At 62.7% G+C, this 24,087-nt stretch carries 34 protein-coding genes and 2 pseudogenes; 15 read left to right on the top strand and 21 right to left on the bottom strand.

Annotation, left to right across the window (positions count from 1 at the left end):
- Positions 1-79 precede the first annotated feature (79 nt).
- Positions 80-676: a LysE family translocator gene (locus ACMHLQ_RS15580; protein ID WP_415401623.1), complete on the top strand. Its 597-nt coding sequence runs from the start codon at positions 80-82 to the stop codon at positions 674-676.
- Here ACMHLQ_RS15580 and ACMHLQ_RS15575 read toward each other — a convergent pair.
- Complete coding sequence (locus tag ACMHLQ_RS15575; RefSeq protein ID WP_415401622.1) at positions 673-1,266, bottom strand: hypothetical protein; 594 nt, start codon at positions 1,264-1,266, stop codon at positions 673-675. The two genes, ACMHLQ_RS15580 and ACMHLQ_RS15575, sit on opposite strands and share 4 nt — an antisense overlap.
- A 165-nt stretch (positions 1,267-1,431) precedes the next feature.
- Between ACMHLQ_RS15575 and ACMHLQ_RS15570 the strand changes: the two genes are divergently transcribed.
- The gene (locus ACMHLQ_RS15570; protein ID WP_415401621.1) at positions 1,432-1,956 is read left to right on the top strand and encodes a TetR/AcrR family transcriptional regulator; all 525 of its coding nucleotides are present in this window, start codon (positions 1,432-1,434) and stop codon (positions 1,954-1,956) included.
- Complete coding sequence (locus ACMHLQ_RS15565; protein WP_415401620.1) at positions 1,953-2,345, top strand: META domain-containing protein; 393 nt, start codon at positions 1,953-1,955, stop codon at positions 2,343-2,345. Before ACMHLQ_RS15570 ends, ACMHLQ_RS15565 begins: the two co-directional genes overlap by 4 nt.
- Here ACMHLQ_RS15565 and recO read toward each other — a convergent pair.
- The 13 genes and pseudogenes from recO to folK form a co-directional block, all read right to left on the bottom strand.
- Positions 2,329-3,054, bottom strand: a complete 726-nt coding sequence (gene recO / locus ACMHLQ_RS15560; protein WP_415401619.1) for a DNA repair protein RecO — start codon at positions 3,052-3,054, stop codon at positions 2,329-2,331. The genes ACMHLQ_RS15565 and recO overlap by 17 nt on opposite strands.
- 1 nt (position 3,055) lies before the next feature.
- Positions 3,056-3,385 (bottom strand): DUF1491 family protein, encoded by a 330-nt coding sequence (locus tag ACMHLQ_RS15555; protein ID WP_415401618.1) that lies wholly within the window; start codon positions 3,383-3,385, stop codon positions 3,056-3,058.
- A gap of 51 nt (positions 3,386-3,436) precedes the next feature.
- Positions 3,437-4,345, bottom strand: a complete 909-nt coding sequence (era, locus tag ACMHLQ_RS15550; protein WP_415401617.1) for a GTPase Era — start codon at positions 4,343-4,345, stop codon at positions 3,437-3,439.
- Positions 4,342-5,028 carry a ribonuclease III gene (gene rnc, locus ACMHLQ_RS15545; protein ID WP_415401616.1) on the bottom strand — a complete coding sequence of 229 codons (687 nt, stop codon included), beginning with the start codon at positions 5,026-5,028 and terminating at the stop codon, positions 4,342-4,344. The genes era and rnc overlap by 4 nt, the downstream gene beginning before the upstream one ends.
- A complete protein-coding gene (lepB, locus tag ACMHLQ_RS15540; RefSeq protein WP_415401615.1) occupies positions 5,025-5,849 on the bottom strand; it encodes a signal peptidase I in 825 nt (274 codons plus the stop codon). The genes rnc and lepB overlap by 4 nt, the downstream gene beginning before the upstream one ends.
- A gap of 92 nt (positions 5,850-5,941) precedes the next feature.
- Positions 5,942-6,349, bottom strand: coding sequence for a holo-ACP synthase (gene acpS, locus ACMHLQ_RS15535; protein ID WP_415401614.1), 408 nt, complete (start codon positions 6,347-6,349; stop codon positions 5,942-5,944).
- Entirely contained in the window at positions 6,346-6,642 is a 297-nt protein-coding gene (locus tag ACMHLQ_RS15530; protein WP_415401613.1) for a Dabb family protein, read from the bottom strand. The genes acpS and ACMHLQ_RS15530 overlap by 4 nt, the downstream gene beginning before the upstream one ends.
- A gap of 54 nt (positions 6,643-6,696) precedes the next feature.
- Positions 6,697-7,137, bottom strand: a complete 441-nt coding sequence (locus ACMHLQ_RS15525) for a hypothetical protein (protein ID WP_415401612.1) — start codon at positions 7,135-7,137, stop codon at positions 6,697-6,699.
- On the bottom strand, positions 7,137-7,898 hold the full coding sequence (locus ACMHLQ_RS15520) for a pyridoxine 5'-phosphate synthase (RefSeq protein ID WP_415401611.1): 762 nt from the start codon (positions 7,896-7,898) through the stop codon (positions 7,137-7,139). Before ACMHLQ_RS15520 ends, ACMHLQ_RS15525 begins: the two co-directional genes overlap by 1 nt.
- A gap of 110 nt (positions 7,899-8,008) precedes the next feature.
- On the bottom strand, positions 8,009-8,680 hold the full coding sequence (locus tag ACMHLQ_RS15515) for a DUF2062 domain-containing protein (RefSeq protein ID WP_415401610.1): 672 nt from the start codon (positions 8,678-8,680) through the stop codon (positions 8,009-8,011).
- Between the two features lie 12 nt (positions 8,681-8,692).
- A pseudogene (locus ACMHLQ_RS15510) lies at positions 8,693-10,842 on the bottom strand (RelA/SpoT family protein).
- 24 nt (positions 10,843-10,866) lie between these two features.
- Complete coding sequence (rpoZ, locus tag ACMHLQ_RS15505) at positions 10,867-11,220, bottom strand: DNA-directed RNA polymerase subunit omega (RefSeq protein WP_415401609.1); 354 nt, start codon at positions 11,218-11,220, stop codon at positions 10,867-10,869.
- Positions 11,221-11,293: 73 nt separating this feature from the next.
- Complete coding sequence (gene folK, locus ACMHLQ_RS15500) at positions 11,294-11,905, bottom strand: 2-amino-4-hydroxy-6-hydroxymethyldihydropteridine diphosphokinase (protein ID WP_415401608.1); 612 nt, start codon at positions 11,903-11,905, stop codon at positions 11,294-11,296.
- Positions 11,906-12,004: 99 nt separating this feature from the next.
- Here folK and ACMHLQ_RS15495 point away from each other — a divergent pair.
- From ACMHLQ_RS15495 to ACMHLQ_RS15455, 9 genes and pseudogenes are all read left to right on the top strand, one after another.
- A pseudogene (locus ACMHLQ_RS15495) lies at positions 12,005-12,578 on the top strand (NYN domain-containing protein).
- Between the two features lie 158 nt (positions 12,579-12,736).
- On the top strand, positions 12,737-13,474 hold the full coding sequence (locus ACMHLQ_RS15490) for a response regulator transcription factor (RefSeq protein WP_415401607.1): 738 nt from the start codon (positions 12,737-12,739) through the stop codon (positions 13,472-13,474).
- A gap of 63 nt (positions 13,475-13,537) precedes the next feature.
- A complete protein-coding gene (gene ispH / locus ACMHLQ_RS15485; protein WP_415401606.1) occupies positions 13,538-14,488 on the top strand; it encodes a 4-hydroxy-3-methylbut-2-enyl diphosphate reductase in 951 nt (316 codons plus the stop codon).
- A gap of 79 nt (positions 14,489-14,567) precedes the next feature.
- Complete coding sequence (locus ACMHLQ_RS15480; protein WP_415405295.1) at positions 14,568-15,179, top strand: LysE family translocator; 612 nt, start codon at positions 14,568-14,570, stop codon at positions 15,177-15,179.
- A complete protein-coding gene (locus ACMHLQ_RS15475) occupies positions 15,176-15,628 on the top strand; it encodes a YdeI/OmpD-associated family protein (protein WP_415401605.1) in 453 nt (150 codons plus the stop codon). The genes ACMHLQ_RS15480 and ACMHLQ_RS15475 overlap by 4 nt, the downstream gene beginning before the upstream one ends.
- Complete coding sequence (locus ACMHLQ_RS15470; RefSeq protein WP_415401604.1) at positions 15,625-16,074, top strand: DUF3429 domain-containing protein; 450 nt, start codon at positions 15,625-15,627, stop codon at positions 16,072-16,074. Before ACMHLQ_RS15475 ends, ACMHLQ_RS15470 begins: the two co-directional genes overlap by 4 nt.
- The gene (locus ACMHLQ_RS15465) at positions 16,074-16,664 is read left to right on the top strand and encodes a methyltransferase domain-containing protein (RefSeq protein WP_415401603.1); all 591 of its coding nucleotides are present in this window, start codon (positions 16,074-16,076) and stop codon (positions 16,662-16,664) included. Before ACMHLQ_RS15470 ends, ACMHLQ_RS15465 begins: the two co-directional genes overlap by 1 nt.
- The gene (rnhA, locus tag ACMHLQ_RS15460; RefSeq protein ID WP_415401602.1) at positions 16,657-17,112 is read left to right on the top strand and encodes a ribonuclease HI; all 456 of its coding nucleotides are present in this window, start codon (positions 16,657-16,659) and stop codon (positions 17,110-17,112) included. The genes ACMHLQ_RS15465 and rnhA overlap by 8 nt, the downstream gene beginning before the upstream one ends.
- 257 nt (positions 17,113-17,369) lie before the next feature.
- The gene (locus ACMHLQ_RS15455; protein ID WP_415401601.1) at positions 17,370-17,654 is read left to right on the top strand and encodes a hypothetical protein; all 285 of its coding nucleotides are present in this window, start codon (positions 17,370-17,372) and stop codon (positions 17,652-17,654) included.
- 56 nt (positions 17,655-17,710) lie between these two features.
- Here ACMHLQ_RS15455 and ACMHLQ_RS15450 read toward each other — a convergent pair whose 3' ends face one another.
- From ACMHLQ_RS15450 to def (ACMHLQ_RS15430), 5 genes are read right to left on the bottom strand one after another with little or no spacing between them, the layout of a single operon-like run.
- Complete coding sequence (locus ACMHLQ_RS15450; RefSeq protein ID WP_415401600.1) at positions 17,711-17,950, bottom strand: hypothetical protein; 240 nt, start codon at positions 17,948-17,950, stop codon at positions 17,711-17,713.
- Positions 17,951-17,965: 15 nt separating this feature from the next.
- Entirely contained in the window at positions 17,966-18,871 is a 906-nt protein-coding gene (gene fmt, locus ACMHLQ_RS15445; RefSeq protein ID WP_415401599.1) for a methionyl-tRNA formyltransferase, read from the bottom strand.
- Between the two features lies 1 nt (position 18,872).
- Positions 18,873-19,373: a peptide deformylase gene (gene def / locus ACMHLQ_RS15440; RefSeq protein ID WP_415401598.1), complete on the bottom strand. Its 501-nt coding sequence runs from the start codon at positions 19,371-19,373 to the stop codon at positions 18,873-18,875.
- Positions 19,373-19,873, bottom strand: a complete 501-nt coding sequence (gene def, locus ACMHLQ_RS15435) for a peptide deformylase (protein WP_415401597.1) — start codon at positions 19,871-19,873, stop codon at positions 19,373-19,375. The genes def (ACMHLQ_RS15440) and def (ACMHLQ_RS15435) overlap by 1 nt, the downstream gene beginning before the upstream one ends.
- Positions 19,870-20,394, bottom strand: a complete 525-nt coding sequence (gene def, locus ACMHLQ_RS15430; RefSeq protein WP_415401596.1) for a peptide deformylase — start codon at positions 20,392-20,394, stop codon at positions 19,870-19,872. The genes def (ACMHLQ_RS15435) and def (ACMHLQ_RS15430) overlap by 4 nt, the downstream gene beginning before the upstream one ends.
- A gap of 96 nt (positions 20,395-20,490) precedes the next feature.
- Here def (ACMHLQ_RS15430) and ACMHLQ_RS15425 point away from each other — a divergent pair, with 96 nt between their 5' ends.
- Both ACMHLQ_RS15425 and ACMHLQ_RS15420 read left to right on the top strand, forming a co-directional pair.
- Positions 20,491-21,660 (top strand): MalY/PatB family protein, encoded by a 1,170-nt coding sequence (locus ACMHLQ_RS15425; protein WP_415401595.1) that lies wholly within the window; start codon positions 20,491-20,493, stop codon positions 21,658-21,660.
- 39 nt (positions 21,661-21,699) lie between these two features.
- The gene (locus ACMHLQ_RS15420) at positions 21,700-22,119 is read left to right on the top strand and encodes a GNAT family N-acetyltransferase (RefSeq protein ID WP_415401594.1); all 420 of its coding nucleotides are present in this window, start codon (positions 21,700-21,702) and stop codon (positions 22,117-22,119) included.
- Between the two features lie 3 nt (positions 22,120-22,122).
- Here the strand turns inward: ACMHLQ_RS15420 and ACMHLQ_RS15415 are convergent, their stop codons facing one another.
- Positions 22,123-22,476: a hypothetical protein gene (locus ACMHLQ_RS15415; protein ID WP_415401593.1), complete on the bottom strand. Its 354-nt coding sequence runs from the start codon at positions 22,474-22,476 to the stop codon at positions 22,123-22,125.
- Between the two features lie 210 nt (positions 22,477-22,686).
- Between ACMHLQ_RS15415 and ACMHLQ_RS15410 the strand changes: the two genes are divergently transcribed.
- Entirely contained in the window at positions 22,687-23,673 is a 987-nt protein-coding gene (locus tag ACMHLQ_RS15410) for a glutathione S-transferase family protein (protein WP_415401592.1), read from the top strand.
- Here ACMHLQ_RS15410 and ACMHLQ_RS15405 read toward each other — a convergent pair.
- Positions 23,658-24,017 carry a response regulator transcription factor gene (locus ACMHLQ_RS15405; RefSeq protein ID WP_415401591.1) on the bottom strand — a complete coding sequence of 120 codons (360 nt, stop codon included), beginning with the start codon at positions 24,015-24,017 and terminating at the stop codon, positions 23,658-23,660. The two genes, ACMHLQ_RS15410 and ACMHLQ_RS15405, sit on opposite strands and share 16 nt — an antisense overlap.
- Positions 24,018-24,087 lie beyond the last annotated feature (70 nt).

Raw genomic sequence — 24,087 nt, 5'->3', positions numbered from 1 at the left:
TCGGAAAACGGGCCGGAAACCGACTTCGGTTTCCGCCTCGCCCGATTGACGCGGCCCGCATTATCTCCAATCTGGCGCCATGCTGACATTTGCCGCCGCCGTCTTTTTCTTGATCATCACACCCGGCCCCGGCGTCCTGTCCGCGGCTGGCGTGGGGGCGGCCTACGGGATGCACTCCGGCCTGCGCTATGTGCTGGGGCTGTTCATCGGCAACAACCTCGTGATTCTGGCAGTTGTCTCCGGCCTCGCGGCGCTCGTTCTGGCCAATCCCCTCGTGCGCACCGTCCTGTTCGCACTCTCCACCGCCTATTTGCTCTACCTCGCCATGCGCATCGCTTTTGCCGGGTCAAAACTCGCCTTTGCGCCTGCGCAAACCGAACCAGGCGTCATGGCAGGCATCCTGCTGCAACCGATCAACCCCAAGGCCTATGCGGTCAACACCGCACTCTTTTCCGGCTTTGCCATCCTGCCCGATGCCTTGGTGGCCGAGGCGATCTGGAAACTGCTGATCGTCAACGCGATCTGGGTGCCAATCCATGTGCTCTGGGTCTGGTTCGGGGTCCGGCTCAAGGCGCTCAACCTCGCACCTGCGCGACAGAGGCTCATCAACTACGCGATGGCGACCTCGATGCTGTTGGTGGTGGGGCTGGCCGTCCTATCAGAACTAAACAGCTAGCGCCGGGCGATGATTCGGCACGGGTGGGTGGCCAGATGGGCGGCGCGATCCTTGGCTGCAAACTGCATGCAGCGTGTTTGCGCAGCCTCATCCGCCAGCTTCGCAGTCTCGCCGCGCCCGGTTGCAAAGGCGCCCGACCCGGACACGGCAAAAGACACCGGTCCCGGCGTGTTCGCAAACCGCTCGAACCCGATTGCCATCTTGTCGGTCAGGGGCAGTTCAAGGGCGGGGACAATGGCACGGGCATCCCGCATCTCCACCACCCGGCACGCCTGTCCCGAGCGGACGCACCAGGCCATGGCATCCGCGCGCGCGACATCTTCGTCCAGATAGCCGAACACCCAGCCGAAACTCGTCTCGCCGCGCGCGAATACGGAAATGGAATCGGCATTCCTGTCCCACTGCTCATATTGGGTTTGCATCTCGCCGGGCATGGTCGGTGCCGGCACAGGCACGGGCTGATCTGCCTCTGCAACCACATCCAGACTCGACACCAAAATCGCGCCGAAATTCAGCGCGGTGAGCACGGCCAGACCCGCAAAAACGACGGCCACGTCGCGTCCACTCAGCGAAAATCTACGTTTGAACATCTGCACTTGCACCCATCTGCCACCCCTCGTCCCTCTTATCATCCGGCACGCATCTCGCCTGCAAGATAGGCAAAGCCATGCGCCCCATGTGCGGCAAAGCGCTCAAATTCTTTCTGGCAAACGCTTTCCCTTGCACCCCAGCATACCGGATCGTATCGCGGGAATATGGCAAAAACTCCCCTCTCCCCCGCGGCCTGGATCGAAGCCGGGCTTGATCAACTCACTGTCGCAGGTCCGCTGGCCCTGCGTGCAGAACCCCTTTCGCGCCATCTGAAGACGTCAAAGGGTTCATTTTATTGGCATTTCAAGGATGTACCCGCCTTCCAGTCAGCCCTGTTGGCCGAGTGGAAAAGCCGCGCGATGACGCAGCTTGCCGAGGACGCGACACTGGACGGATCGGACACGGACAAGATGATCCGCTTTGGTCAATCCGTGCAATCCGACGCCCCGGGGCCCGCGCTCCGCGCATGGGCGCAGGCCGATCCGGGTGTGGCCAAGGTGTTGGCAGACGTCGATGCCGCACGGCTCAGCCGGTTGACCAGCCTCATGGCCGATATCGACATCACGAATGAAGAATTCGCCAAGGCCGCCTATGGCGCGTTGGTGGGGCTCAAGCAGATGCACACGGATGACGGCGATGCGCTGGTCGCCTTTGCCGCCCTCGTCGACCTGGTGATGGCGCTCAAGTGATCCGGCTGGCCGCGCTGCTGATGGTGGGCCTGATCCCCGCATGCGAGGCGGACGAGACGGTGGCACGCTACGGGGCCGCCGGGGTGACCTGGTCACTGTCTGACCTCAACGGCGCGCCATTCCCGGCCCGGGCCACAATCACATTCGACCCCGGCGGGCCGGTGTCCGGCCAGGCGCCCTGCAACCGCTTTTCCACGCGCAACACCGTGCCCTATCCGTGGTTCCAACTCGACCCCATCGCCGCGACCAAGATGGCCTGCCCGGAGCTTGAGGCCGAAAACGCCTACCTGGCCGCGCTGGCCGCCATGACGCAGTCAGAAGTGCGCGAAGAAACGCTGTTCCTGCGCAATGATGAAGGCGGCGAGATGGTGTTCAAAGCGTCCGAGTAAACGCATCGACAAAGCGCCCACGCGCATCCGGCAAAGGGCGGTTGCCCAGATCGGGCGCAAGGTGGTTGGCCAGAAAATAGCCCGTGGTCTCAAAGGCCGCCGCGATCTCGTGATCCGGCGCATCACCATCCCCCCGCAACACAGGCGGCAGCGGCAACAACCGGTCCACCCACGCTCCGGCACCAGCCTCCGAAACCGCCCGCCCGGTCTTGGGCGAGACATAGGCCAGCCCTTCCCGCGCGCCCGTCACCGCACAAGCCGACAGATCCAGGCCAAAACCCATCTCCTCCAGCAGCGCGACCTCCCAGCGCAGATAGGCCAGCGGCCACAGATCGTCCTGCCCCAAAAGGTCCAGCAACTGCTCTGTTCGGCGGTAAAGCGGGGCATGGGCCTCGCGTTCAGGCAGGCAAAAGCTGAGCAATCCAGTGACCGCGTTCAACCCGGCCAGCGCCAGCCGGTTGCCCATGACCAACGCCGCCCGGCTGCGCACAGGCTCGACCGCATAGCTGCCGATGTGATCCTCCAGCCGCGCGCGCCAGGCGACATCCAATTGCGCACCGGGTTGCAGAATGGGGGCGATCTTGCGGCTGGTTCCACCGCGCACCACACCTGCATAGCGGCCCATATCCTCGGTAAATACGTCGATGATGGCGCTTGTCTCACCGTGGCGGCGCACGCTCAGCAATATGCCCGTGCCGCGCCACTCCATCTCAGGCCAACCCGTCCTGATCCAGCAGATGGCGCCCGGCCCGGTCTTCGACCTCGATCACCCACAGGTCGGGATCAAAGCCGCGCTGGCGGGTCACGGCGGCATCCACATCGCCCTCGGCCCCCGAGGCCAGCTCGGCCCAGACCCGCGTATCTGCCATCAGATCGAATGACCGCTGGTAGAGCACCGCCTGCCCGTCCAACGTGTTCAGCTTGACCAGAACAGCGCCGCCCGTGTCATCGCCATGGGCAACCACAAATGCGGGGATGTCGGCCAGGCGCAATCGCGTCAGATAGGCATCCACCCAGAACCGAGAGGTCAGACGCGCCATGGCTTCATTGTTCTCCAAATATGCCCCCCGGAGGGTCGATCAGCACAGTCGTCAGGCATTTCCATCTTTGAAATTCAGCCCCATCTCGGAATACCGCTCCGCGTCTTCCTGCCATTTCTCGCGCACTTTGACCTGCAGGAACAGATGCACCTTGCGGCCCAAAAACTCGGTCAACTCGGCGCGGCTGGCCTGGCTCACGGCCTTGATCGTCTCGCCCTTGTGACCCAGCAGAATGCCCTTGTGCCCATCCCGGCTGACATAGATGACCTGGTCGATCTTGGCCGACCCGTCCTTGCGCTCTTCCCAGTTCTCGGTCTCGACCGTCAGCTGATAGGGCAGCTCCTGATGCAGGCGCAGGGTCAGCTTTTCGCGGGTCATCTCGGCGGCAATCATGCGCATGGGCAGATCGGCGATCTGATCCTCCGGGTACAGCCACGGGCTTTCGGGCACCTGCCCGGCAAGCCAGGCGCGCAAGCTGTCCACCCCATGCCCCTTCTCGGCCGAGATCATGAATGTCTCTGCAAACTCATAGGCGGTGTTCAGTTTTTCAGTCAGACCCAGCAGCACAGGTGCCTCAACCCGGTCGATCTTGTTGATGGCCAGCGCCACGGTGCGGCCCTTGCCGATGTCGGCGAGGCCTTCAAGGATACGCTCCACCCCCGGCGTGACGCCGCGATGGGCCTCGACCATCAGCACGACAACATCGGCATCCGCAGCGCCACCCCACGCGGCGGCCACCATCGCGCGGTCCAAACGGCGGCGCGGCTGGAACAGGCCCGGCGTGTCGACAAACACGATCTGGCTGTCCCCTTCCATCGCCACGCCGCGAATGCGCGCGCGGGTGGTCTGCACCTTGTGGGTCACGATGCTGACCTTGGCGCCGACCATACGGTTCATCAGCGTGGACTTGCCCGCATTGGGCTCTCCGATCAGGGCGACGAAACCGGCGCGGGTGCTCATGTGTCTTGCTCCAATGCGGCCAGCAGGGCCTTGGCGGCGGCCTGCTGGGCCTCGCGTTTCGATCCGGCGGTGGCGACGGCCTCGGCACCGTTGTCAAGCCGCGCGGCGATGGTAAAGACGGGCGCGTGATCTGGCCCGCTGCGTTCAATCTCGACATAGGCGGGCGGCGTCAGCCCACGGCCCTGCGCCCATTCCTGCAAGGCGGTCTTGGCGTCCCGCGCATCCTCTTCCACACGGGTGATCCGATCGCCCCAAAGCCGCAGGATCAAGTCGCGCGCCACGTCAAACCCGGCATCCAGATAAACGGCGGCAATCACCGCCTCCACCGCATCGCCCAGCAGCGCCTGCTTGCGCCGCCCGCCCGAGATCATCTCGGACCGGCCCAGCCGCAGCACATCGCCAAGACCCAGTTCACGCGCCACATCCGCACAGGTTTCCTTGCGCACAAGGGCGTTGAACCGAGGCGCCAGCGTCCCTTCGGCAGCGCTCGTATCGGCGGCCAGCAGCGCCTCGGCCATCACCAGCCCCAGCACCCGGTCGCCCAGAAACTCCAGCCGTTGATTGTCAGACCGCGTGGGCGAGGACATCGAGGCGTGCGTGACCGCCTCGATCAGCAGGTCGGGTGCGGCGAACTGGTGTCCGATCCGGGCCTCAAAGGCCTTGAGATCAGCGCCCAGCTTCACTCGATCCCCTTAAAGAAACGATCCCCGCGCCAGGTCCAGAAAAACAGCATCGAACGCCCCGCCGAGGAAAAGACGATGCGATCCGCGCGACCGATCAGGTTCTCGAACGGCACGTAACCCACGCCACCCGCCACCTGCGCCAGACGGCTGTCGGACGAGTTGTCCCGGTTGTCACCCATGAAAAAGAAATGGCCCTCGGGCACGCGGTAGACCGGAGTGTTGTCCGAGCCCTGTACGCCCACGTTCAGAACCACATGGCTGCTGCCATCCGGGAACGTCTCGACAAAGCGGGACTTCGTGCATTGCGCGCCCTGCCCGACGGCGCCGCTTTCGCAGCGCGGCACCAGACCTTGCGGCCCCTGACGGTCAAAGACTTCGGTGAACGTACCCGCAGGCTCCTGCGGCACAGGTGTGCCGTTCAGGATGACAACGCCGTCCTTGACCTGCACGGTATCACCGGGCAAGCCGACCAGACGCTTGATGTAGTCCGACCCCGACACCGGGTGGCGGAACACCACCACATCGCCGCGCTCGGGCTCACCGGACAGAATGCGGGAATTGTCGCCATCAATGAAACCGCACAGCTTTTTCGCATCCAGCCCGATCAGCGGGATCGACGGGCACGAGGCATAGGAATAGCCATAGGCCATCTTGTTCACGAACAGGAAATCCCCGATCAGCAATGTCTCTTTCATCGACCCCGACGGGATCCAGAACGGCTGAAAGAACAAGGTGCGAAAGACACCGGCGATCAGCAGCGCATAGACAATGGTCTTGATCGTCTCAAGAATGCCGTTCTGGTGTTTTTCCTTGGCGGCCATCTGGCGCTCCTGCTCGGGGTGGTTTCAGGCTTCATGCGGGTGCGGTGCTGGACTGTCAAGGCGCAGCACCCGGCCCCGGATGCGGGTCGCCGTCACGTCTGCGACAGCGGGCGCGCCTCGATCACGACAAAGGCCTGCGCCCAGGGGTGATCGTCTGTCAGGGTGACGTGAATGATGGCCTCGTGCCCGGGGGGCGTCATCTCGGCCAGGCGCTCGGCGGCCCAGCCGGTCACGGCCATCACCGGCTGACCGGTGCGCAGGTTGCTCACCGCCATGTCTTTCCAGCTGATGCCCATGCGCAGGCCCGTGCCCAGCGCCTTGGAACAGGCCTCTTTTGCCGCCCAACGCTTGGCATAGGTGCCGGCCTTATCCTTGCGCCGCTCGGCCTTGGCCTGCTCGACATCGGTAAAGACACGGTTGCGAAACCGGTCCCCGAACCGGTCAAGCGTGCCCTGGATACGCTCGATATTGGCCAGATCAGTGCCGATGCCCAGGATCACGCGGGCGCCTCGATGTCATAGACGCGGATGCCGTCACCACCGCCCTCGCACAAATCCACCAGCCGCGCACCCAGCGCCATATGTTCCGGGTCCACCGCGTAAGCGGCCAGTGCCTCGGCCGTGGCCGCATCCAGCGTAAAGCCATAGGCAAAGCCGGGCGTCTTGCCTTCGAAGTCGCGGTTGGGGCCCGCGCAAAAACCGCTGCACCCGTCAAGCCGTTCCACCAGATCGGCAAGGCCGTGCATCACCTTGTCCAGCTCGGCCCGGTCAGCCTTGGCGCGCAGTCGCAGCATTACACAGTGGCGGATCATGAGGCACCTCACAGGGGTTGGGTCATGGCGAAAAGGTCAGTTCAATCGCTGCGCGATAAACGTGGTCAGGTCAATCCGCCAGCGGGTTTCCACGGTTGGGCAACAACGCGCCTCGTTCGGACCCAACGTCGTGGTCGTCAGGTCAACGCTGGCCGGGCCAAAATTCGCGCCGCGCGGGCTTTGCCCGAACAGCGACGGCACAACGCCCGCGATCTGCCAGCCTTGCGCGGTGCGCACGTAGACTCCCGTGGCGATGCTGACACTGCCAGCCGAACCGGGGATGTGTTCGTACACGACACCCAAGGCCCGCGTCGCCGTTGCCGGGTCAGGCGTGTCCGGCAACCAGAATGACGCCTCCGCCTGGCCCGAGGCCGTCAGTGTTGAAAACAGCAAGGCATCCAGATTGGGCCAGCCATCCTGCGCGCGTACCGGCGCCGCAAAGGCCAGGATCGCGCAAAAGAGAGCTGCGAAACGCATCACGCCATGCCCTCGCGCGCCTCGTCCATCAGGCGGCGCATCTCGCGGATGGCCGGGTCGAGGCCCAGGAAAATCGCCTCGCCAATCAGGAAGTGGCCGATATTCAGCTCCATCGCCTCAGGGAATGCCGCCACCGGCTTGACCGTCTCGTAGGTCAGCCCGTGGCCGATATGGACCTCAAGGCCCAGATCATGGGCAAAGGCGGACATCTCTCGCATCGCCTCCAACTCGCGGTCGCGGTCCTCGAGGCGGCCCTCGTGATGGGCGTCGCAATAGGCGCCGGAATGCAGCTCGATCACCTGCGCGCCGATGCGGTGGGCGGCCTCGATCTGGCGTTTGTCGGCGGCAATGAAAATCGACACGCGGCACCCCGCATCTCGCAAGGGGGCGATGAAATGGGCCAGCCGGTTTTCCTCGCGCGCGACTTCCAGCCCACCCTCGGTCGTGCGTTCCTCGCGCTTTTCGGGCACGATGCACACCGCGTGGGGCTTGTGGCGCAGCGCGATGGCCTGCATCTCGTCCGTCGCCGCCATCTCGAAATTCAGCGGAACACTCAGAACGTCCATCAGCCCCTCGATATCGGCATCAGAGATGTGGCGGCGGTCTTCGCGCAGATGCGCCGTGATGCCATCCGCACCTGCCGTTTCCGCAATCTTGGCGGCGCGCAACGGGTCAGGCGTGTCGCCGCCGCGCGCATTGCGCACGGTCGCAACGTGGTCGATGTTCACGCCAAGGCGCAGGCGGCCAAGCGGTGCAGTCATGGGTCGGTCCTCGTGAAATAGGTGGCCTTCGCTGTCGTCGCGTTCAACCTAGTGCGGGGGCAGCGCGCTGGAAATGCAGACAAAGCGGGAAAATTGTACCAAGAGGCGGGTCAGTCCGCCTTGTGCTTGATCTCGGACGCCTTGGCGGCGGCCTTTGCGGCAGCCTTGGCCTTCAAAGCCTCGAACTTGGCCTTGATCGTACCCTTGCGGCGGTGCTGATAGGCGCGGATCAGCGGGACGGACACGTAGTAACAGATGGTCGCCGCGATGATGCCGGGGATGATACCACCAATGAGATAGGGAAAGAATATCTCGTCGTAAAAGATGCGCAGCCCGTGCCAATCCCGCGGCTCGCCCATCAAAACGTGTTTGAGGTTCTGCCACAGATCCTCGCCCGCATCGACGAACTTGCCCCCGAACGACCGTTCAGTGCCCTCTTTCATCTCGGACCCCAGCAACCAGTGCCCGGTCTGCAAGGAAATGATGCCGATGGGCACATAGGTCAGCGGGTTGCCAAAGAATGTCGCCATCAGCGAGGCCAGGATATTGCCGCGCATCACCGTCGCAAGGAACGCGGCGACAAAGAAATGCATGCCGTAAAACGGGCTGAACGTGGTGAACACACCGGCCCAGATGCCCCGCGCGATCTTTTCAGGCGTGTCGGGCAGACGGCGCACACGGTGTTTCACGTATTGGAACGCGCGCGCCCACCCGCCGCGCGGCCAGAGAAGCTCCAGCACGGCCCGCAGGAACGGTTTGGGGTCGCGGCGCTTGAAAACCACTGTTTGCCTTCCCTATGCGCCCTGATCCGCTGTCTCGGCCCGCGCCACGGGGGGCAAGGTCCGGCGATGGCGGTCGATGGCAGCCACGTCGCTTTCTGCTTGGAGCGCGCCCATCAACGTATGCAGATGCGGCGCGTCTCTCAATTCGACATAGATCAGCAAACGGTAAAAGTCAGGTTTTCTATCCATAAATTCAAGGTTCGAGATATTGGCCTGCGTCTCGCCGATCAGGGTGCAGATACGGCCCAGTACGCCTGCATCATTGCCGATGGTCAGATCCAGCGTTGCGCCATAAACCGCAGGGTGCGAACCGTCATGCCAATGCAGGTCAAGCCAGCGGTCGGGCTGGTTCTCGTATTCGGCCAGCCGCACACAGTCGATGGCGTGCACAACCACGCCCTGCCCGCGAAAGGTGATGCCGACAATGCGCTCGCCCGGGAGCGGCTCGCAACAACTCGCCCGCTCAAAGGATTGGCCCGGCAGCAGGCCGATCACCGCACGGCGCGCATCCACTTCCTTGCCCGGTTTCGGGGTCAGGTCGGGATAGATCGATTGCACGACCTCGCGCCCCGTCAACTCGGCCGACCCAAGGCGCGCCAGCACCTCATCCGCACTGCCAAGGCGCAACTGACTGGCCGCCGCCTCCAGCGCCTTGTCCGTCGCCTTCTTGCGCACATGCGCAAAGGCCGAGCGCGCCAATTCCCGCCCCAGCGTGATGAACCGCTCGCGGTCCACCTCGCGCAAGGACCGGCGAATCGCGGTCTTGGCCTTCCCGGTGGTCGCAATCTCCAGCCACGAGGCCTGGGGGGTCTGCCCCTCGGCGGTGATGATCTCGACCGATTGGCCGTTCTTGACCCGCGTCCACAGGGGCACGCGCATCCCGTCCACCTTGGCCCCCACGCAGGCGTTCCCGATCCGCGTGTGGATGGCATAGGCGAAATCAATCGGCGTCGCACCACGGGGCAGCTTGACCACCTCGCCCTTGGGGGTAAAGCAGAACACCTGATCCGAATACATCTCCAGCTTGACCGCCTCGAGGAAATCTTCGTGATCATCCTCTCCGTCAAACTGCTCGCTCAGCTGCGCAATCCACTTGGCCGGATCCACGGCAAAGGGGTTCTGCCCGCGCACACCGTCGCGATAAGACCAGTGGGCCGCCACGCCGGTCTCGGCCACGTCATGCATCTGACGGGTGCGGATCTGCACCTCGACACGCTTGCCGTCCCGCCCCGACACCGTGGTGTGGATAGAGCGATAGCCGTTCGACTTGGGCTGGCTGATGTAATCCTTGAACCGGCCCGGCACCGCGCGCCAGCGCTGGTGGATCGCGCCCAGGGTGCGGTAACAATCCTCTTCCGAGGCGGTGATGATGCGAAAACCGTAAATGTCGGACAGGCGCGAGAACGACTGCTCCTTCTCCTGCATCTTGCGCCAGATCGAATAGGGTTTCTTGGCGCGGCCGAACACTTCGGCATCGACATGCGCCTGGTCCAGCTCGTGACGCATGTCGCCGGTGATGCGCTGGATCACATCGCCGGTTTCACGCTGCATGGTGATGAAACGGCGGATGATGGACGACCGGCCCTCGGGGTTCAGCACCTTGAAGGCGAGATCCTCCAACTCTTCGCGCATCCACTGCATCCCCATGCGGCCCGCAAGGGGGCAAAGATGTCCATGGTCTCGCGCGCCTTTTGCACCTGCTTGTCGGCGCGCATCGACCGGATGGTGCGCATGTTGTGCAGACGGTCGGCCAGCTTGACCAGGATCACGCGCATGTCCTTGGACATGGCCATGAACAGCTTGCGGAAATTCTCGGCCTGCTTGGTCTCGATGTTGGACAGTTGCAGGTTGGTCAGCTTGGTCACACCATCGACCAGCTTGGCCACCTCGTCGCCGAACTGTTCGGCGACCATGCCGTAATTGGCCTTGGTGTCCTCGATCGTGTCGTGCAGCAGGGCGGTGATGATGGTGGCATCATCCAGTTGCTGCTCGGTCAGAATGGCGGCAACGGCGACAGGATGCGTAAAATAGGGCTCGCCCGAATGGCGCAACTGCCCCTCATGCATCCGGCGGCCAAAATCATAGGCCGCGCGGATCAGCACGTCGTTTGTCTTGGGGTTGTAGTTGCGGACCAGCGCGATCAGATCGTCGTCAGAGATCATGCGACCCGCACCTGAACTATGGGGTTAACCCTGGCCCTGAGCCGCCATCAACTGGCGCAGCAGCATCTCTTCGGACATGCTGTCCTCGTCCGGCTTGTCCTGCTCGGCCCCCATAAGAAGCGCCATGGCGTCCTCTTCGGCCTCGTCGACTTCGATCTGGCTCTGGTTGCTCTCGATCAGGCGCTCGCGCAGCTCGTCCGCGCTCTGGGTCTCGTCCGCGATCTCGCGCAGGGACACGACGGGGTTCTTGTCGTTGTCACGGTCCACAGTGATCGGCGCGCCTGCGGAAATCTCGCGGGCACGGTGGGCTGCAAGCATCACCAGCTCGAAACGATTGGGAACCTTGTCAACGCAGTCTTCAACGGTCACGCGGGCCATGGGGCATGCTCCAGATCAGCAATAAAAGATAGAAGGCGCTTATCTAGGCCCGATTCACGCCAATGACAAGTCGCTAATCCAGCGGCACAACAGGTGTGATGGCCGCGCGCGGCAGGGCATCGCGCATCTCGACAACGCTTTGTCGTGTGACCGGATGGACCCAGTCGGGCGCAACCTCGGCCAGCGGAACGAGGACAAAGGCGCGTTCATGCATCCGCGGGTGGGGCAGGATCAACTGACCGGGCGCATGATCGCGCTGCTGATCCAGCGGCAGGTCCATCCACGTGCGAAAGGTGGCCACGTTAGGCCGCACCAACCGGTCCACAGCCAGCAGATCCAGATCGACCGCGCGCTGGCCCCAGCGCACCGAGCGTCGGCGGCCCAGCTTGGCCTCGATGGTGTGCAAAACGGCAATCGCCTCGACTGCGGACCAGCCCGCCTCGACCGCCACGGCGGCATTCACATAGTCCGGCCCACTGCCAGCAGGGAACGCAGGCGTGCCGAAAAACCGGCTTTGAGCGCGAATCAGCCCACCATTTTCGCGCAAATATGTGACAGCAATTTTAAGCGTTTCGGCGGGTGACCCAACGTCAGATGGCATGTTTGACCCTAGGGCAATCAGCAACAGTGATCGCTTTTGAGGCAAGTTTCCGCCCGTTTGGCTCTGATCTGTGTCTTGCGACATCTTGAAAAACACCTATTTTTAAAAAACCGTCTTTTCGCGCTTTTACGCACTCACTCACGGAAATCACAGGCGGTACCCGAATTTTCGGAAGGACATTTTATGTTTTACAAAGACGAACGGCTTGCGCTGTTCATCGATGGTTCAGAATCTCTACGCCGCAGCCAAAGCGCTTGGGTTCGACATTGACTATAAACTTCTACGTCAGGAGTTTATGCGCCGTGGCAAGTTGCTGCGTGCGTTCTACTACACAGCGCTTCTCGAAAACGAAGAGTATTCACCAATCCGTCCACTCGTGGATTGGCTGAATTACAACGGCTTTACCATGGTGACGAAACCAGCCAAGGAATACACCGACAGCATGGGTCGGCGTAAGGTCAAAGGGAACATGGACATCGAACTGGCGGTAGACGCCATGGAGCTGGCCCCCCGTGTTGATCACATTGTGCTGTTTTCCGGCGATGGTGACTTTCGGCCCCTGGTCGAAAGCCTGCAACGACAAGGCGTGCGCGTCTCGGTTGTCTCCACGATCCGCAGCCAGCCGCCCATGATCTCGGATGATCTGCGGCGTCAGGCGGACAACTTCATCGAACTGGATGAGTTGAAGGACGTGATCGGACGCCCGCCGCGCGAACCCATGCCCGAGCGCGAAGAACGGCTGCAAGCGCAGGGCTGACCTCAAAAACAGATACGGGCAGCGGCACTCACTCACCGCTGCCCGTTGTCTCAATAATTTCATAATCAAATCGTTCACGTGCACGAAAAAACGTTGTGCACCAAGATGTTCTATTACGAGACGACCTGTGCCAATATCCCCTCAAATGGGGGGATAACGTGTACAAGGACGCGGAAGCACTCGAACATGCGCAGACGATTGATGCTTTGTGGGAAGGCGTGGTCACGTGCCTGCGCGGGCATGGCATTCATCAGGTGATCTACATCACCGCCTCGGGCGATCCCGCCCATGACGCGCGTGTCCTGTCGACATGCCCACAGCTTTATGATGGCGCCGACCCCAATGACGATCCGTTTCTGGCCCATTGCTGCAACAGCTATGAAATCACTGCCACCGGCCCCGAATTCCTGCCCGACTATGCCTATCTCGACGATCAGGCCCGCGCCTTCATCTCGACCGCACGGGGCCTCGGGTTTCTGACCGGCTTTGGCATCCCCACGCGGCTGCGGGGCGGGGCGCGCTATGGCGGCTTCAACCTTGGCACCTCGCTTGACAGGGACGTGTTCATGGAGCGCATGTGGCCCAAGTCCGAACAGCTGCGCCTGTTCTGCCTGCTGGTGCACCGCCGGATCGAGGAGTTGGCCGGGCGCACGGCGAGCGCCGAACCGGCCATGATCGCCCCCGACCTGCCCCCGCGCCTCGATGCGCTCAGCCCGCGCGAGACCGAGGTGATCTACCTCCTCGCCCGGGGGCTCAGCCGCAAAGAGGCCGCGCGCACCTGCGGCATCAGCCAGCACACCATCGCCGAATACGCCAAAAGCGCCTATCGCAAACTGGGCGTGCGCAACCGGGTCGAAGCCGCCCGCATGATTTACGGCACAGCGCAAACAGGCTGAGCGGCGCGCCCTTTACCACGCCTGCCTGACGCCTTACGTCTTGTGCAACAACCCGGAGAGCCCATGACCAAGCCACCGCTGACCCTCTATCTGGCCGCGCCGCGCGGGTTTTGCGCGGGCGTGGACCGTGCGATCAAGATCGTGGAAATGGCGCTCGACAAATGGGGCGCGCCAGTCTTTGTGCGTCACGAGATCGTGCACAACAAGTTCGTCGTGGACGGGCTACGCGACAAGGGCGCCGTGTTTGTCGAAGAGCTGTCGGAATGCCCGGATGACCGCCCCGTGATCTTTTCCGCCCACGGTGTGCCCAAATCCGTGCCCGCCGCGGCGCAGGCGCGCGAGATGATCTATGTCGACGCCACCTGCCCGCTTGTCTCCAAGGTCCATATCGAGGCGCAGCGCCACGCCGATCGCGGCCTGCAGATGATCATGATCGGCCATGCAGGCCACCCCGAAACCGTGGGCACCATGGGGCAGTTGCCCGAGGGCGATGTGCTGCTGGTCGAAACGGTCGAGGATGTGGCCCGTGTCGAGGTCCGCGACCCCGAGCGCCTGGCCTTTGTCACGCAGACCACGCTGTCGGTGGATGACACGGCCGACATCGTCGCCGCCCTCAATGCCCGGTTTCCTGCGATTGTCGGCCCGCACAAGGAAGACATCTGTTACGCCACCACCAACCGCCAGGAGGCGGTCAAGGCGATGGCCCCGAAATGCGACGCAATGCTGGTGGTCGGCGCGCCGAACTCCTCGAACTCCAAACGGCTGGTAGAAGTGGGCGCGCGCGCGGGTTGTGCCTATGCCCAACTGGTGCAGCGCGCCACGGATATCGACTGGCGCAGCCTGGACGGCATCACATCCGTCGGCATCACCGCAGGTGCCTCGGCCCCCGAAGTGCTGATCAACGAGGTCATCGACGCCTTCCGCGACCGGTTCGACGTGACCGTCGAGATGGTCGAAACCGCCGTCGAAAACGTGGAGTTCAAAGTGCCACGGGTGCTGCGCGAACCGGCTTGAAATCATGTCCCCGCGGGGACATCATTTGCAGATCGCGCCAACTTTGCAACGGCGCCCCAACATGTAGGAGCGCGCCGTCCTGTCGATACAATTTCTGCTCACCGCCTTTGTCGTCGTCATCGCACCGGGCACTGGCGTCATCTACACTCTGGCCCTGGGTCTGGGACAGGGGCGCCGTGCCGCGCTGTGGGCGGCCTTGGGCTGCACGTTCGGGATCGTGCCCCACCTTGCGGCGGCCACGCTGGGGCTGGCGGCGATCCTTCACACCTCGGCCCTCTTGTTCAACATCGTGAAATTCGCGGGCGTCGCCTATCTGCTTTACCTCGCTTGGGGCAGCCTGCGCGAGGGTGGCGCGCTGGCCATTTCGTCCGAAACCAAGGCCGAGGCGGGCTGGCGCATCGCGCGCCGGGGTGCGCTGATCAACATCCTGAACCCCAAGCTGTCGATCTTTTTCCTCGCCCTTCTGCCCCCGTTCCTGTCGGGCAATGCGGCCACGGCAACAGTCGAGATGACAGGCATGGGCCTTGTCTTCATGGCCATGACATTCGCGGTCTTTGTCCTCTATGGCGTCTTTGCCGCTGCGGCGCGCCAATGGATATTGGGATCGGACGCGGTGATGCGCTGGCTGTCGCGCAGCTTTGCCGCGATATTTGCCGCCCTTGCCGGGCGCCTCGCGCTTGAGCGTGCATGACCGACGATTGGGTTTATTTCGAAGGTGTGATCGCGCCCATGGAGTGGGGCAAGAACACGTACACCATCCTGCCCCTGCCCGATGAGGTGGTCGCCGCCCTGCCCGAAGGCACCAAACGCATCGAGGGTGAGTTTGGCGATTTCCCCATCAACCTTGCCCTGACCAAAGCACCGGTGATCAACGGCGTGTTTGTCTATACCGGCAAGGCGTTTCTGCGCGACAGCGGGCTGGAGGTCGGCGCGCCGTTCGATGCACGCATCCGCGCGGTGGATCCCGATCTGGTAGAGATGCCCGAGGATGTGATGGCCGCCTTGCGTGCTGCCGGGCGGAGTGCGGATTGGGCGGCGTTGTCGCCCGGGCAGCAGCGCGGGCGTTTGCATCTTGTCAACACGGCCAAAAGGGCCGACACCCGCACCAAACGCATCGCAACACTGATCGCCGAGTTATGAGCACCATTCCCCGCGCCCCCCTGTTCCTTGGCCTTGCCGGCCTGATCCCATTCGTCTGGGGTGCGGCCACGGTGCTGAGCGATGATCTGGCGACCTGGGGGCTGCAATCGCTGGGGCCGCGTTTCATCGGACCTTATGTGCAGTTGTTTTACGGCTCGATCATCCTGGCCTTCATGTCCGGCGTCCTGTGGGGCTTTGCCACCAAGGCGTCGGGCGCGCAGGCGGCTACGGGCTATGTGCTGTCGGTGATCCCGGCGCTCTGGGCCTTTTTCATGACCGGGGGCGGGCCCACGGGGGCGGCGACGAATCTGATCTTTGGCTTTATCGGGCTGTTGATGCTTGATTTTGCCTTTGCCCGCTGGGGGCTGACACCGCGTTGGTGGATGTCCCTGCGCATTCTGTTGACGGCCATCGTGGTGGCCTGCCTGAGCATAACGGTGATCTGATGAGCGATGCTGAAACCCTGTCCGTCTATGCCGCCAAGGCGCAGGAATACGCCGATATGGTCAAGACCGAAGCGGACAAGCCGATGCTCAAACGCTTTGTCGCGGACCTGCCCGAAGGCGGTGTGGCGCTGGATATCGGCTGCGGCCCCGGCTTTGCCGCCGGTGTGATGGCCGCGGCAGGGATCGAGGCGCATGCCTGGGATCCAGTGCCCGAAATGATCGCCTTGGCCGCCACCTATTCCGGTGTGCAGACCCGTCAGGCCGGTTATGGCGACCTGGACGCGGTCGCGGTTTACGATGGTATCTGGTCGAACTTTTCCATGTTGCACACGCCGCTGGCGGACTGGCCTGATCAGTTTGCCGCCATCGCGCGGGCGCTGAAACCGGGAGGGTTGTTCCATTTCGGCACCAAGCTGGGGACGGGCGAGGCGCGCGACAGCATCGGGCGTATGTACTTCTACATGAGCGAAGAGGCGTTGCTGGCCCTGCTGACGGACACCGGGTTCACCGTCGAAACCAAGCATACCGGCGAAGAGGCCGGGCTGTCGGGCGAGGTTGCCCCGTTTATCGTGCTACAAGCGCGTGCCTGAGCTGTTCGCCTATACCGATGGCGCCTGTTCCGGCAATCCCGGCCCCGGGGGCTGGGGGGCGCTGTTGCGCGCCATGGATGGCGGCACGATCGTCAAGGAACGCGAGTTGAAAGGTGGCGAGGCGCAGACCACCAACAACAAGATGGAGCTGATGGCCGCAATCTCGGCCCTGGAGGCGCTGGACAAGCCGTCGCGCATCACGGTCGTGACCGACAGCAACTACGTCAAGAACGGCATCACCAGCTGGATCCATGGCTGGAAGCGCAACGGCTGGAAGAATGCAGCCAAGAAGCCGGTGGCCAATGCCGACCTGTGGATGCGTCTGGACGAGGCCCAAGCGCGCCATGACGTGACCTGGAAATGGGTCAAGGGCCATGCCGGGCACGCCGAGAATGAGCGCGCGGATGAGCTGGCGCGCGCCGGGATGGCACCGTTCAAGGGCAAGTGACGCAGGGGCAAAGTGCGTGTTTTGCCGTTTTGCGCTGCTGTGCTCACGTCAAATGTTACAGAGTCTTGTGTCCTTAAGTCACTGATTTCATTTCACTTCTCTTGGCGTTGACGCGCGAAACCTCACGCAACCCTACCGTTTCCATGACAGTTTGTGACCGTTTGGTCCCTTATTGTTACAGCCTGTTTTTGCTATCTGTTCCCCAAGACGAACGGCACCCCGCCGCAGGACACAGACCCGCAACAGGAGATGACAAGATGAAACTGATGATTGCAAAGACCCCGCTTTTGATCGCTGCCATGGCCACTGCCGTCACGCTGACCACCTTTGGCCCGGCCAGTGCGAATGTGTACTGGGCTAGCGCCGACACCGAGGTGGCCGAGGTTATCCCGGCGAATTTCAAACTGAAGGTGAAGAAGCACAAGGCGCACAAGCACCATGCCCACAAGCATCACAGCTACAAGTACCACGCGCCAAAGAAGAAAAAGCACGTCAGCAAGCATCACCTGAAGAAGAAGCTGATCCTGAAAAAGCTGTTCTGAGACAGCCCCGCTTCATTTCACACGCGGTAGGCGGCCCCGGGGAAACGCGGGATCGTTTATCGTTTGCGCCAGTGCGTGGGGACGATGATCAGCGCCCCGATAGAGGAGGCGATGGCGTTGAGCCCCGGGCTGGAGAAGCCAAACCCGAACATCAGCCGCACGAAGTAGAACAGGAATGCGCCGCCGATGCAGATGATGATTGATTGCAGGAAGCCGTTGCGGGTAAAGCCCGACTTTTCCGAGGCATAGCCCACGATGCCTGCGATCACGACGGTGCCGATGAGGGTGGGAAACATGGCGCGGCTCCTTGTTCAGAGTTTGGTGCCGGGCGGCAGAGGCATGCCGCGCAGAAAGATGTCGGCATCCTGCGCGCCTTTGCCCGCGCGTTGCAAGCGGGTCAGGCGGACGGCCCCGTCACCGCAGGCCACTGTGAGCGTGTCATCGAGCACGGTGCCGGGGGTGCCGGTGCCTTGGGCACGCTCTGATCCCAGCACCTTGATCCGCACCCCGTCCCGTTCGAACCACGCGCCGGGAAAGGGCGAAAGGCCGCGGATCTGGCGGTCGACCTCGCTCGCCGGTTTGGTCCAGTCGATGGCGGCCTCGGCCTTGTCGATCTTGTGGGCGTAGGTCACGCCCTCTTCGAGCTGGGGCTGCGGTGTGAGGTCGGGCAGATTGGCGAGCGTGTTGACGATCAGATTTCCGCCCATCACTGCCAGCCTGTCGTGCAGCGCGGCGGTGGTTTCGGTGTCCCCGATCGGGGTAGCGGCGCGCATGAGGACGGGGCCGGTGTCCAGCCCCGCCTCCATCTGCATGATGCATATGCCGGTCTCGCCATCCCCGGCCATGATCGCGCGGTGGATTGGCGCTGCCCCGCGCCAACGGGGCAGCAGGCTGGCGTGGATGTTGAGGCAGCCGTGGGTCGGTGCATCAAGGATCGGTTGCGGCAAGATCAGCCCGTAGGCCACCACGACGGCGATGTCGGCATTGAGCGCGGCAAATTCGGCCTGCGCCTCGGCGTTGCGTAGCGAGACGGGGTGGCGCACGGGCAATCCCAGCGCCTCGGCGCGGGCCTGCACGGGGCTTGGCCTGTCTTTCTTGCCCCGTCCGGCAGGGCGTGGGGGTTGGGAATAGACGCAGGCGATGTCGTGCCCTGCGGCGTGCAGCGCGTCGAGGGCGGAGACGGAGAAATCGGGCGTGCCCATGAAGATCAAGCGCATGTCACTTGGCCTTTTTCGCGCGGCGCAGCAGCATGTCGCGTTTGACCCGGCCGAGATTGTCGAAATACATCCGACCCGCCAAGTGGTCGATCTGGTGCTGGACGGATCGCGCCTCAAGGTCAATGAAATCGCGCCGGTCGACGGCGCCATCGGCGTTCAGAAACCGGACGGAGACGGTTTTGGGGCGGGCGATTTCAGCGTCCACACCGGGCAGGCAGGGGCTGGCCTCGGTCCCCTTTTCGACCTCGGGCGCGGCGGAGAGGATTTCGGGATTGGCCAGCAGGATGCGACGGCTGCGATCCGGGGTCACGTCTACTACGGCGAGTTGCAGCATTACGCCGATCTGCGGTGCGGCCAGGCCAACGCCCATGCCGGGCATCGCATCCATGCTGTCGACCATGTCGGCCCAGATGGCGCGCACCTCGTCCGTGATCGCGTCGACCGGGGCCGCGGGGGTGCGCAGACGCTTGTCGGGCCACATGACAAAGGGGCGGATGGCCATCAGGCGGCCCCGTTATACTGCGCCAGCACGGCAGCGCGCTGGCTGTCATCCACGCGGTCCAACGTCACAAGCCCATCGAGGTGGTCCAGTTCATGCTGGGCGCATAGCGCGGCAAAACCGTGCAGCGCAGCCTCGTGCACGATGCCGTCAAGGTCGGTCCAGACCATGCGGACCGAGGTGGAGCGGGTCACATCGACCGTCACGCCGGGGATCGACAAGCACCCCTCGCCCGCCGTCGCGACGGCATCACTGTGTTCCAGAATGTCGGGGTTGATGCAGATCATCGGCTGCGGATTGCCGTCTTTCCACGATGGATCCATCACGAACAGCCGCACAAGCTCGCCCACTTGCGGCGCAGCGAGGCCCCGTCCGGGCGCGGCATACATAGTTTCCAGCATGTCATTGGCCAGATCGCGGATCGCCGGTGTGATTTCTGCGACAGGGGCGCAAATCGCGCTCAAGCCGGGGTCGGGCCATGTCAGAATGGGCCGCAGGCTCATGCCTTTTCCCGGGCCAGTTCGCGCTTCATCTTGACCATTTTGCGGGTGATCATCTGGCGTTTCAGCGGCTTGAGGTAGTCGATGAACAGCTTGCCATCCAGGTGGTCGATCTCGTGCTGGACGCAGGTGGCCCAAAGGCCATCCATCCCTTCGGTCTGTTCGTTGCCGTCGCGGTCGATCCAGCGCACCTGCACCTCGGCCGGGCGGGTCACATCGGCGAATTGCTCGGGGATCGACAGGCACCCTTCCTCGTAGGTGTTGAGCGTGTCCGAGGATGCCACGATCTCGGGGTTGAACATGATCAGCGGGCGCGGTTTTTCCTCGTCCACCTTGACGCAATCGAGCACGATGAGGCGATGGAGCAGACCCACTTGCGGCGCGGCCAGGCCGATGCCCGGCGCGTCATACATCGTCTGCAACATGTCGTCGGCCAGCACGCGCAATTCGTCCGACAGGTCGGCGACGGGGGCCGCGTTTTTCTTGAGCCGCGGGTCAGGGTGCAGGATGATTTGGCGTTTCATGCCTTCGATTTAAGACATGAGGGCGGCAGTCGCAATGTCCCCTTGCGCTTGGGGCGGGTGACGCTAGCGTGTGGGCGATCAACACCGGAGAGACACATGAGCTTTGACGACATCATCGACCGCCGCGGCAGCCATTGCGTGAAATGGGACATGATGGAGAAGCTGTATGGCGTGCCCGTCGACACGGGCCTGGCCATGTGGGTTGCGGACATGGATTTCCGTCCGCCGCAAGTGGTGCTGGACGCGGTGCAGGCGCAGGTCGATCACGGGATCATCGGTTACTTTGGCGATGACAGCAAATACCGTGCCGCGATCCAGTGGTGGATGGCCGAGCGTCATGGCTGGCAGGTCGAGGCCGACCACATCTTTACCACCCATGGGCTGGTCAACGGCACGGCGTTGTGTGTGGACACGTTCACGCAGCCCGGCGACGGCGTGGTGCTGTTCACGCCCGTTTACCACGCCTTTGCCAAGGTCATCAAAGCGAATGGCCGGCGCGTGGTTGAATGCGAGATGGTGCAGGCCGATGGCCGCTACGAGATGGATTTCGACGCCTATGACGCGCAGATGGACGGGAGCGAGCGGATGGTCATCCTGTGTTCGCCCCACAATCCGGGGGGCCGTGTCTGGACCAAGGCCGAGTTGCAGGCGGTCGCCGCCTTTGCCAAGCGGCACGAGCTGATCCTGGTGTCAGACGAGATTCACCACGATCTGGTGATGCCTGGGCACACCCACATCCCCATGACCCATATCGACGGGATCGAGGATCGGCTGATCATGATGACGGCCACCACCAAGACGTTCAACATTGCCGGGTCGCACTCGGGCAACGTGATCATCGCCGACCCCGATCTGCGCGCGAAGTTTGCGGCTCGGATGGCGGGGCTGGGTCTGTCGCCCAACTCGTTCGGGCTGTTCATGGCCACGGCGGCCTACTCACCAGACGGTGCCGCATGGACAGATGAGCTGGTGCAGTACCTCGACGGCAATCGGCGCCTGTTTGACGCAGGGGTCAACGCGATTCCGGGGCTGAAATCGATGGCGCTGGAATCCACCTATCTGTCCTGGGTGGATTTCGAGGGCACCAGCATGGCGCGCGAAGAATTCACCCGCCGGGTCGAGCAGGATGCCTGCATCGCGGTGAACCACGGCCCCACCTTTGGCACCGGTGGCGAGAGCTGGTTGCGGTTCAACATCGCCACGCCGCGCGCGCGGGTGCAGGAGGCGGTCGAGCGGTTGGCAACCGCGTTCAGCGACCTGCAATAGGTGCAAATTCGTCAAGCCACAGAAGCTGATGTTGCAGGGATGTGCGCGGTGCTCGCCCCCATCCTGACACGCTGGGGCAGTGACAGGCGGTCTGATCCTGACCATGTGCGGGCACGGTATGTAGACTATCCCGACAGGATATCCTGCGCCGTTGCCGTAGATGGCAGCGGCACGATCATCGGGTTTCAATCACTCAAGGTTGCGCGGGCAGACAACGCCTATGACCTGCCTGCCGGGTGGGGCATCATCGGGACCTATGTGGCGGATCATACCGCCGGGCAAGGTATCGGCCGCGCTTTGTTTGCGGAAAGTCGCAAACATGCGGTATCGTATGGCTTGCGCAGCATTGATGCGACCATCGCCGCGGACAATGTCGGCGCACAGGCCTATTACGCCGCGATGGGTTTTGTTCCCTATCGCGAATTGCCGGGCGCGATAGGCACGCGCTGCGATCTGTAAAGGTTACAGGGGCGCTTCGATCAGGGCGACGGGCGCGTGTTCGCTGCGCTCAAAATCAAGCGGGGCCGTGCTGGACACCGCCGTCAACCGCTTGAATTCAAACCGCATTTCGCCGCCTTCCTCATCCGAGGCCACGATCAGGCACTGGAACAAGTGGATCGCACCGTCATAAAGGTCGACAAATCCGCGCAGGTTGGGTGCCGTGTCGGACATCAGGGAAAACCCCGTCTTCCACATGCGCAGCACCGGATAGGTCTTGCCATCCGCTGACAGGCGCAGGCGCGACGCCGATTTCAGCGATTGCAAGCGGGCGCTGTCGAGTCCTGCCTGCACTTCTTTCGGTACAAAGGTCGTCATGGCGGTCGTTCCTTTTTTCCCCAAGCTCAACATGAGACTGCGGTGATTTCTTTCCAGTTAATTCTGTAGGTTTTTCATGACTCTTGCGCGCTGTGGCTTTCGCGTGACTCTGCGCATGTGCGCCGATGCAGGGCAGGTGCGCGGGACGCTGCAATTGCAGCATGGGGCTGATGGCTTACTTTGCTGGGCAACGCGAATAGGAGAGACATGATGGGCCTGTTGATTGATGGCGTCTGGCACGACCAGTGGTATGACACCAAATCCAGCGGCGGAAAGTTCGAGCGCAGCCAAGCCAAGTTCCGCAACTGGATCACGCCAGATGGCAGCGCCGGGCCGTCGGGCACGGACGGGTTCAAGGCGGAAAGCGGGCGCTATCACCTCTATGTCTCTTACGCATGCCCCTGGGCGCATCGCACGCTGATCTTTCGCCACCTCAAGGGGTTGGCCGATCACATCGGCATCTCTGCCGTGCATCCCGACATGCTGAAAGATGGCTGGACGTTCGATACGGATACCAATGGCGCAACGGGTGATACGCTTTATCATCTACCCTTTGCGCGCGACATCTATACCAAGGCTGATCCGACATTTTCCGGCCGTGTCACGGTGCCGATCCTGTGGGACAAACAGCGCGAAACGATTGTGAGCAACGAAAGCTCGGAAATCATCCGCATGTTCGATTCCGCCTTTGACGCCGTGACCGGCAATACGGATACGTATTGGCCGGAGCATCTGCGCGATGCCATCGTGCCGATCAACGACCGGATCTATGACACGTTCAACAACGGGGTCTACAAGTCAGGTTTCGCCACTACGCAAGACGCCTATGACGCTGCCGTGAACCCGCTGTTTGACACGATGGATTGGTTGGGAGAGCGCCTGAGCACACATCGCTACCTGATGGGCGACACGATCACCGAGGCGGACTGGCGGTTGTTCACGACACTGGTGCGGTTTGATCCAGTCTATCACCTGCACTTCAAATGCAACCGCAGGCGATTGGTGGATTACCCCAACCTCTGGGCCTATACGCGTGAGTTGTACCAGGTGCCGGGAGTGGCAGAGACGGTGAACATGGATCACATCGTGCGCCACTATCACTACAGCCACGAAAGCATCAATCCGCACCGCATTATCCCGATCAATCCGCAGATCGACTGGGACGCAGCCCACAATCGGGATCAGTTGACGCCGTAGTGTTCCACCATCGCGGCGAGGTCTTCGGGTGGGGTGCCTGCGGGCACGAAGGCGCAGGCATTGCTGGCATGATTGAAGATTGACCCGTCCGAGAAAAAGGACGTGTCGGTCACGAAGATGACCCGCGCGGCCGGATGACGGAAACTGGCAAAATCGGCGACGGCAAGCGCGCTGCCCTGTTCCAGCACAAGGTCCAACACAATGATGTCGGCGCTTGCATTGGCGAGATAATCGACAGCGTCATCCTGATTGCGCACCTGGGTCACGCCATATCCCTGTCGTTCAAGGTGGCGTTTCCAAACCAGACCCAATTCCGGCCTGCTTTCTACAATCAAAACATCCATAGTCGCTCCGAGCCAGCCCAACACGGCTCCCTGTTTTGGTAGATGTGCTCAACACGTTAACAAAGGGTTA

The organism is Tateyamaria algicola, assembly GCF_047715485.1.
GTDB lineage: Bacteria > Pseudomonadota > Alphaproteobacteria > Rhodobacterales > Rhodobacteraceae > Tateyamaria.
This window is presented reverse-complemented; position numbering and strand designations above follow the sequence as displayed.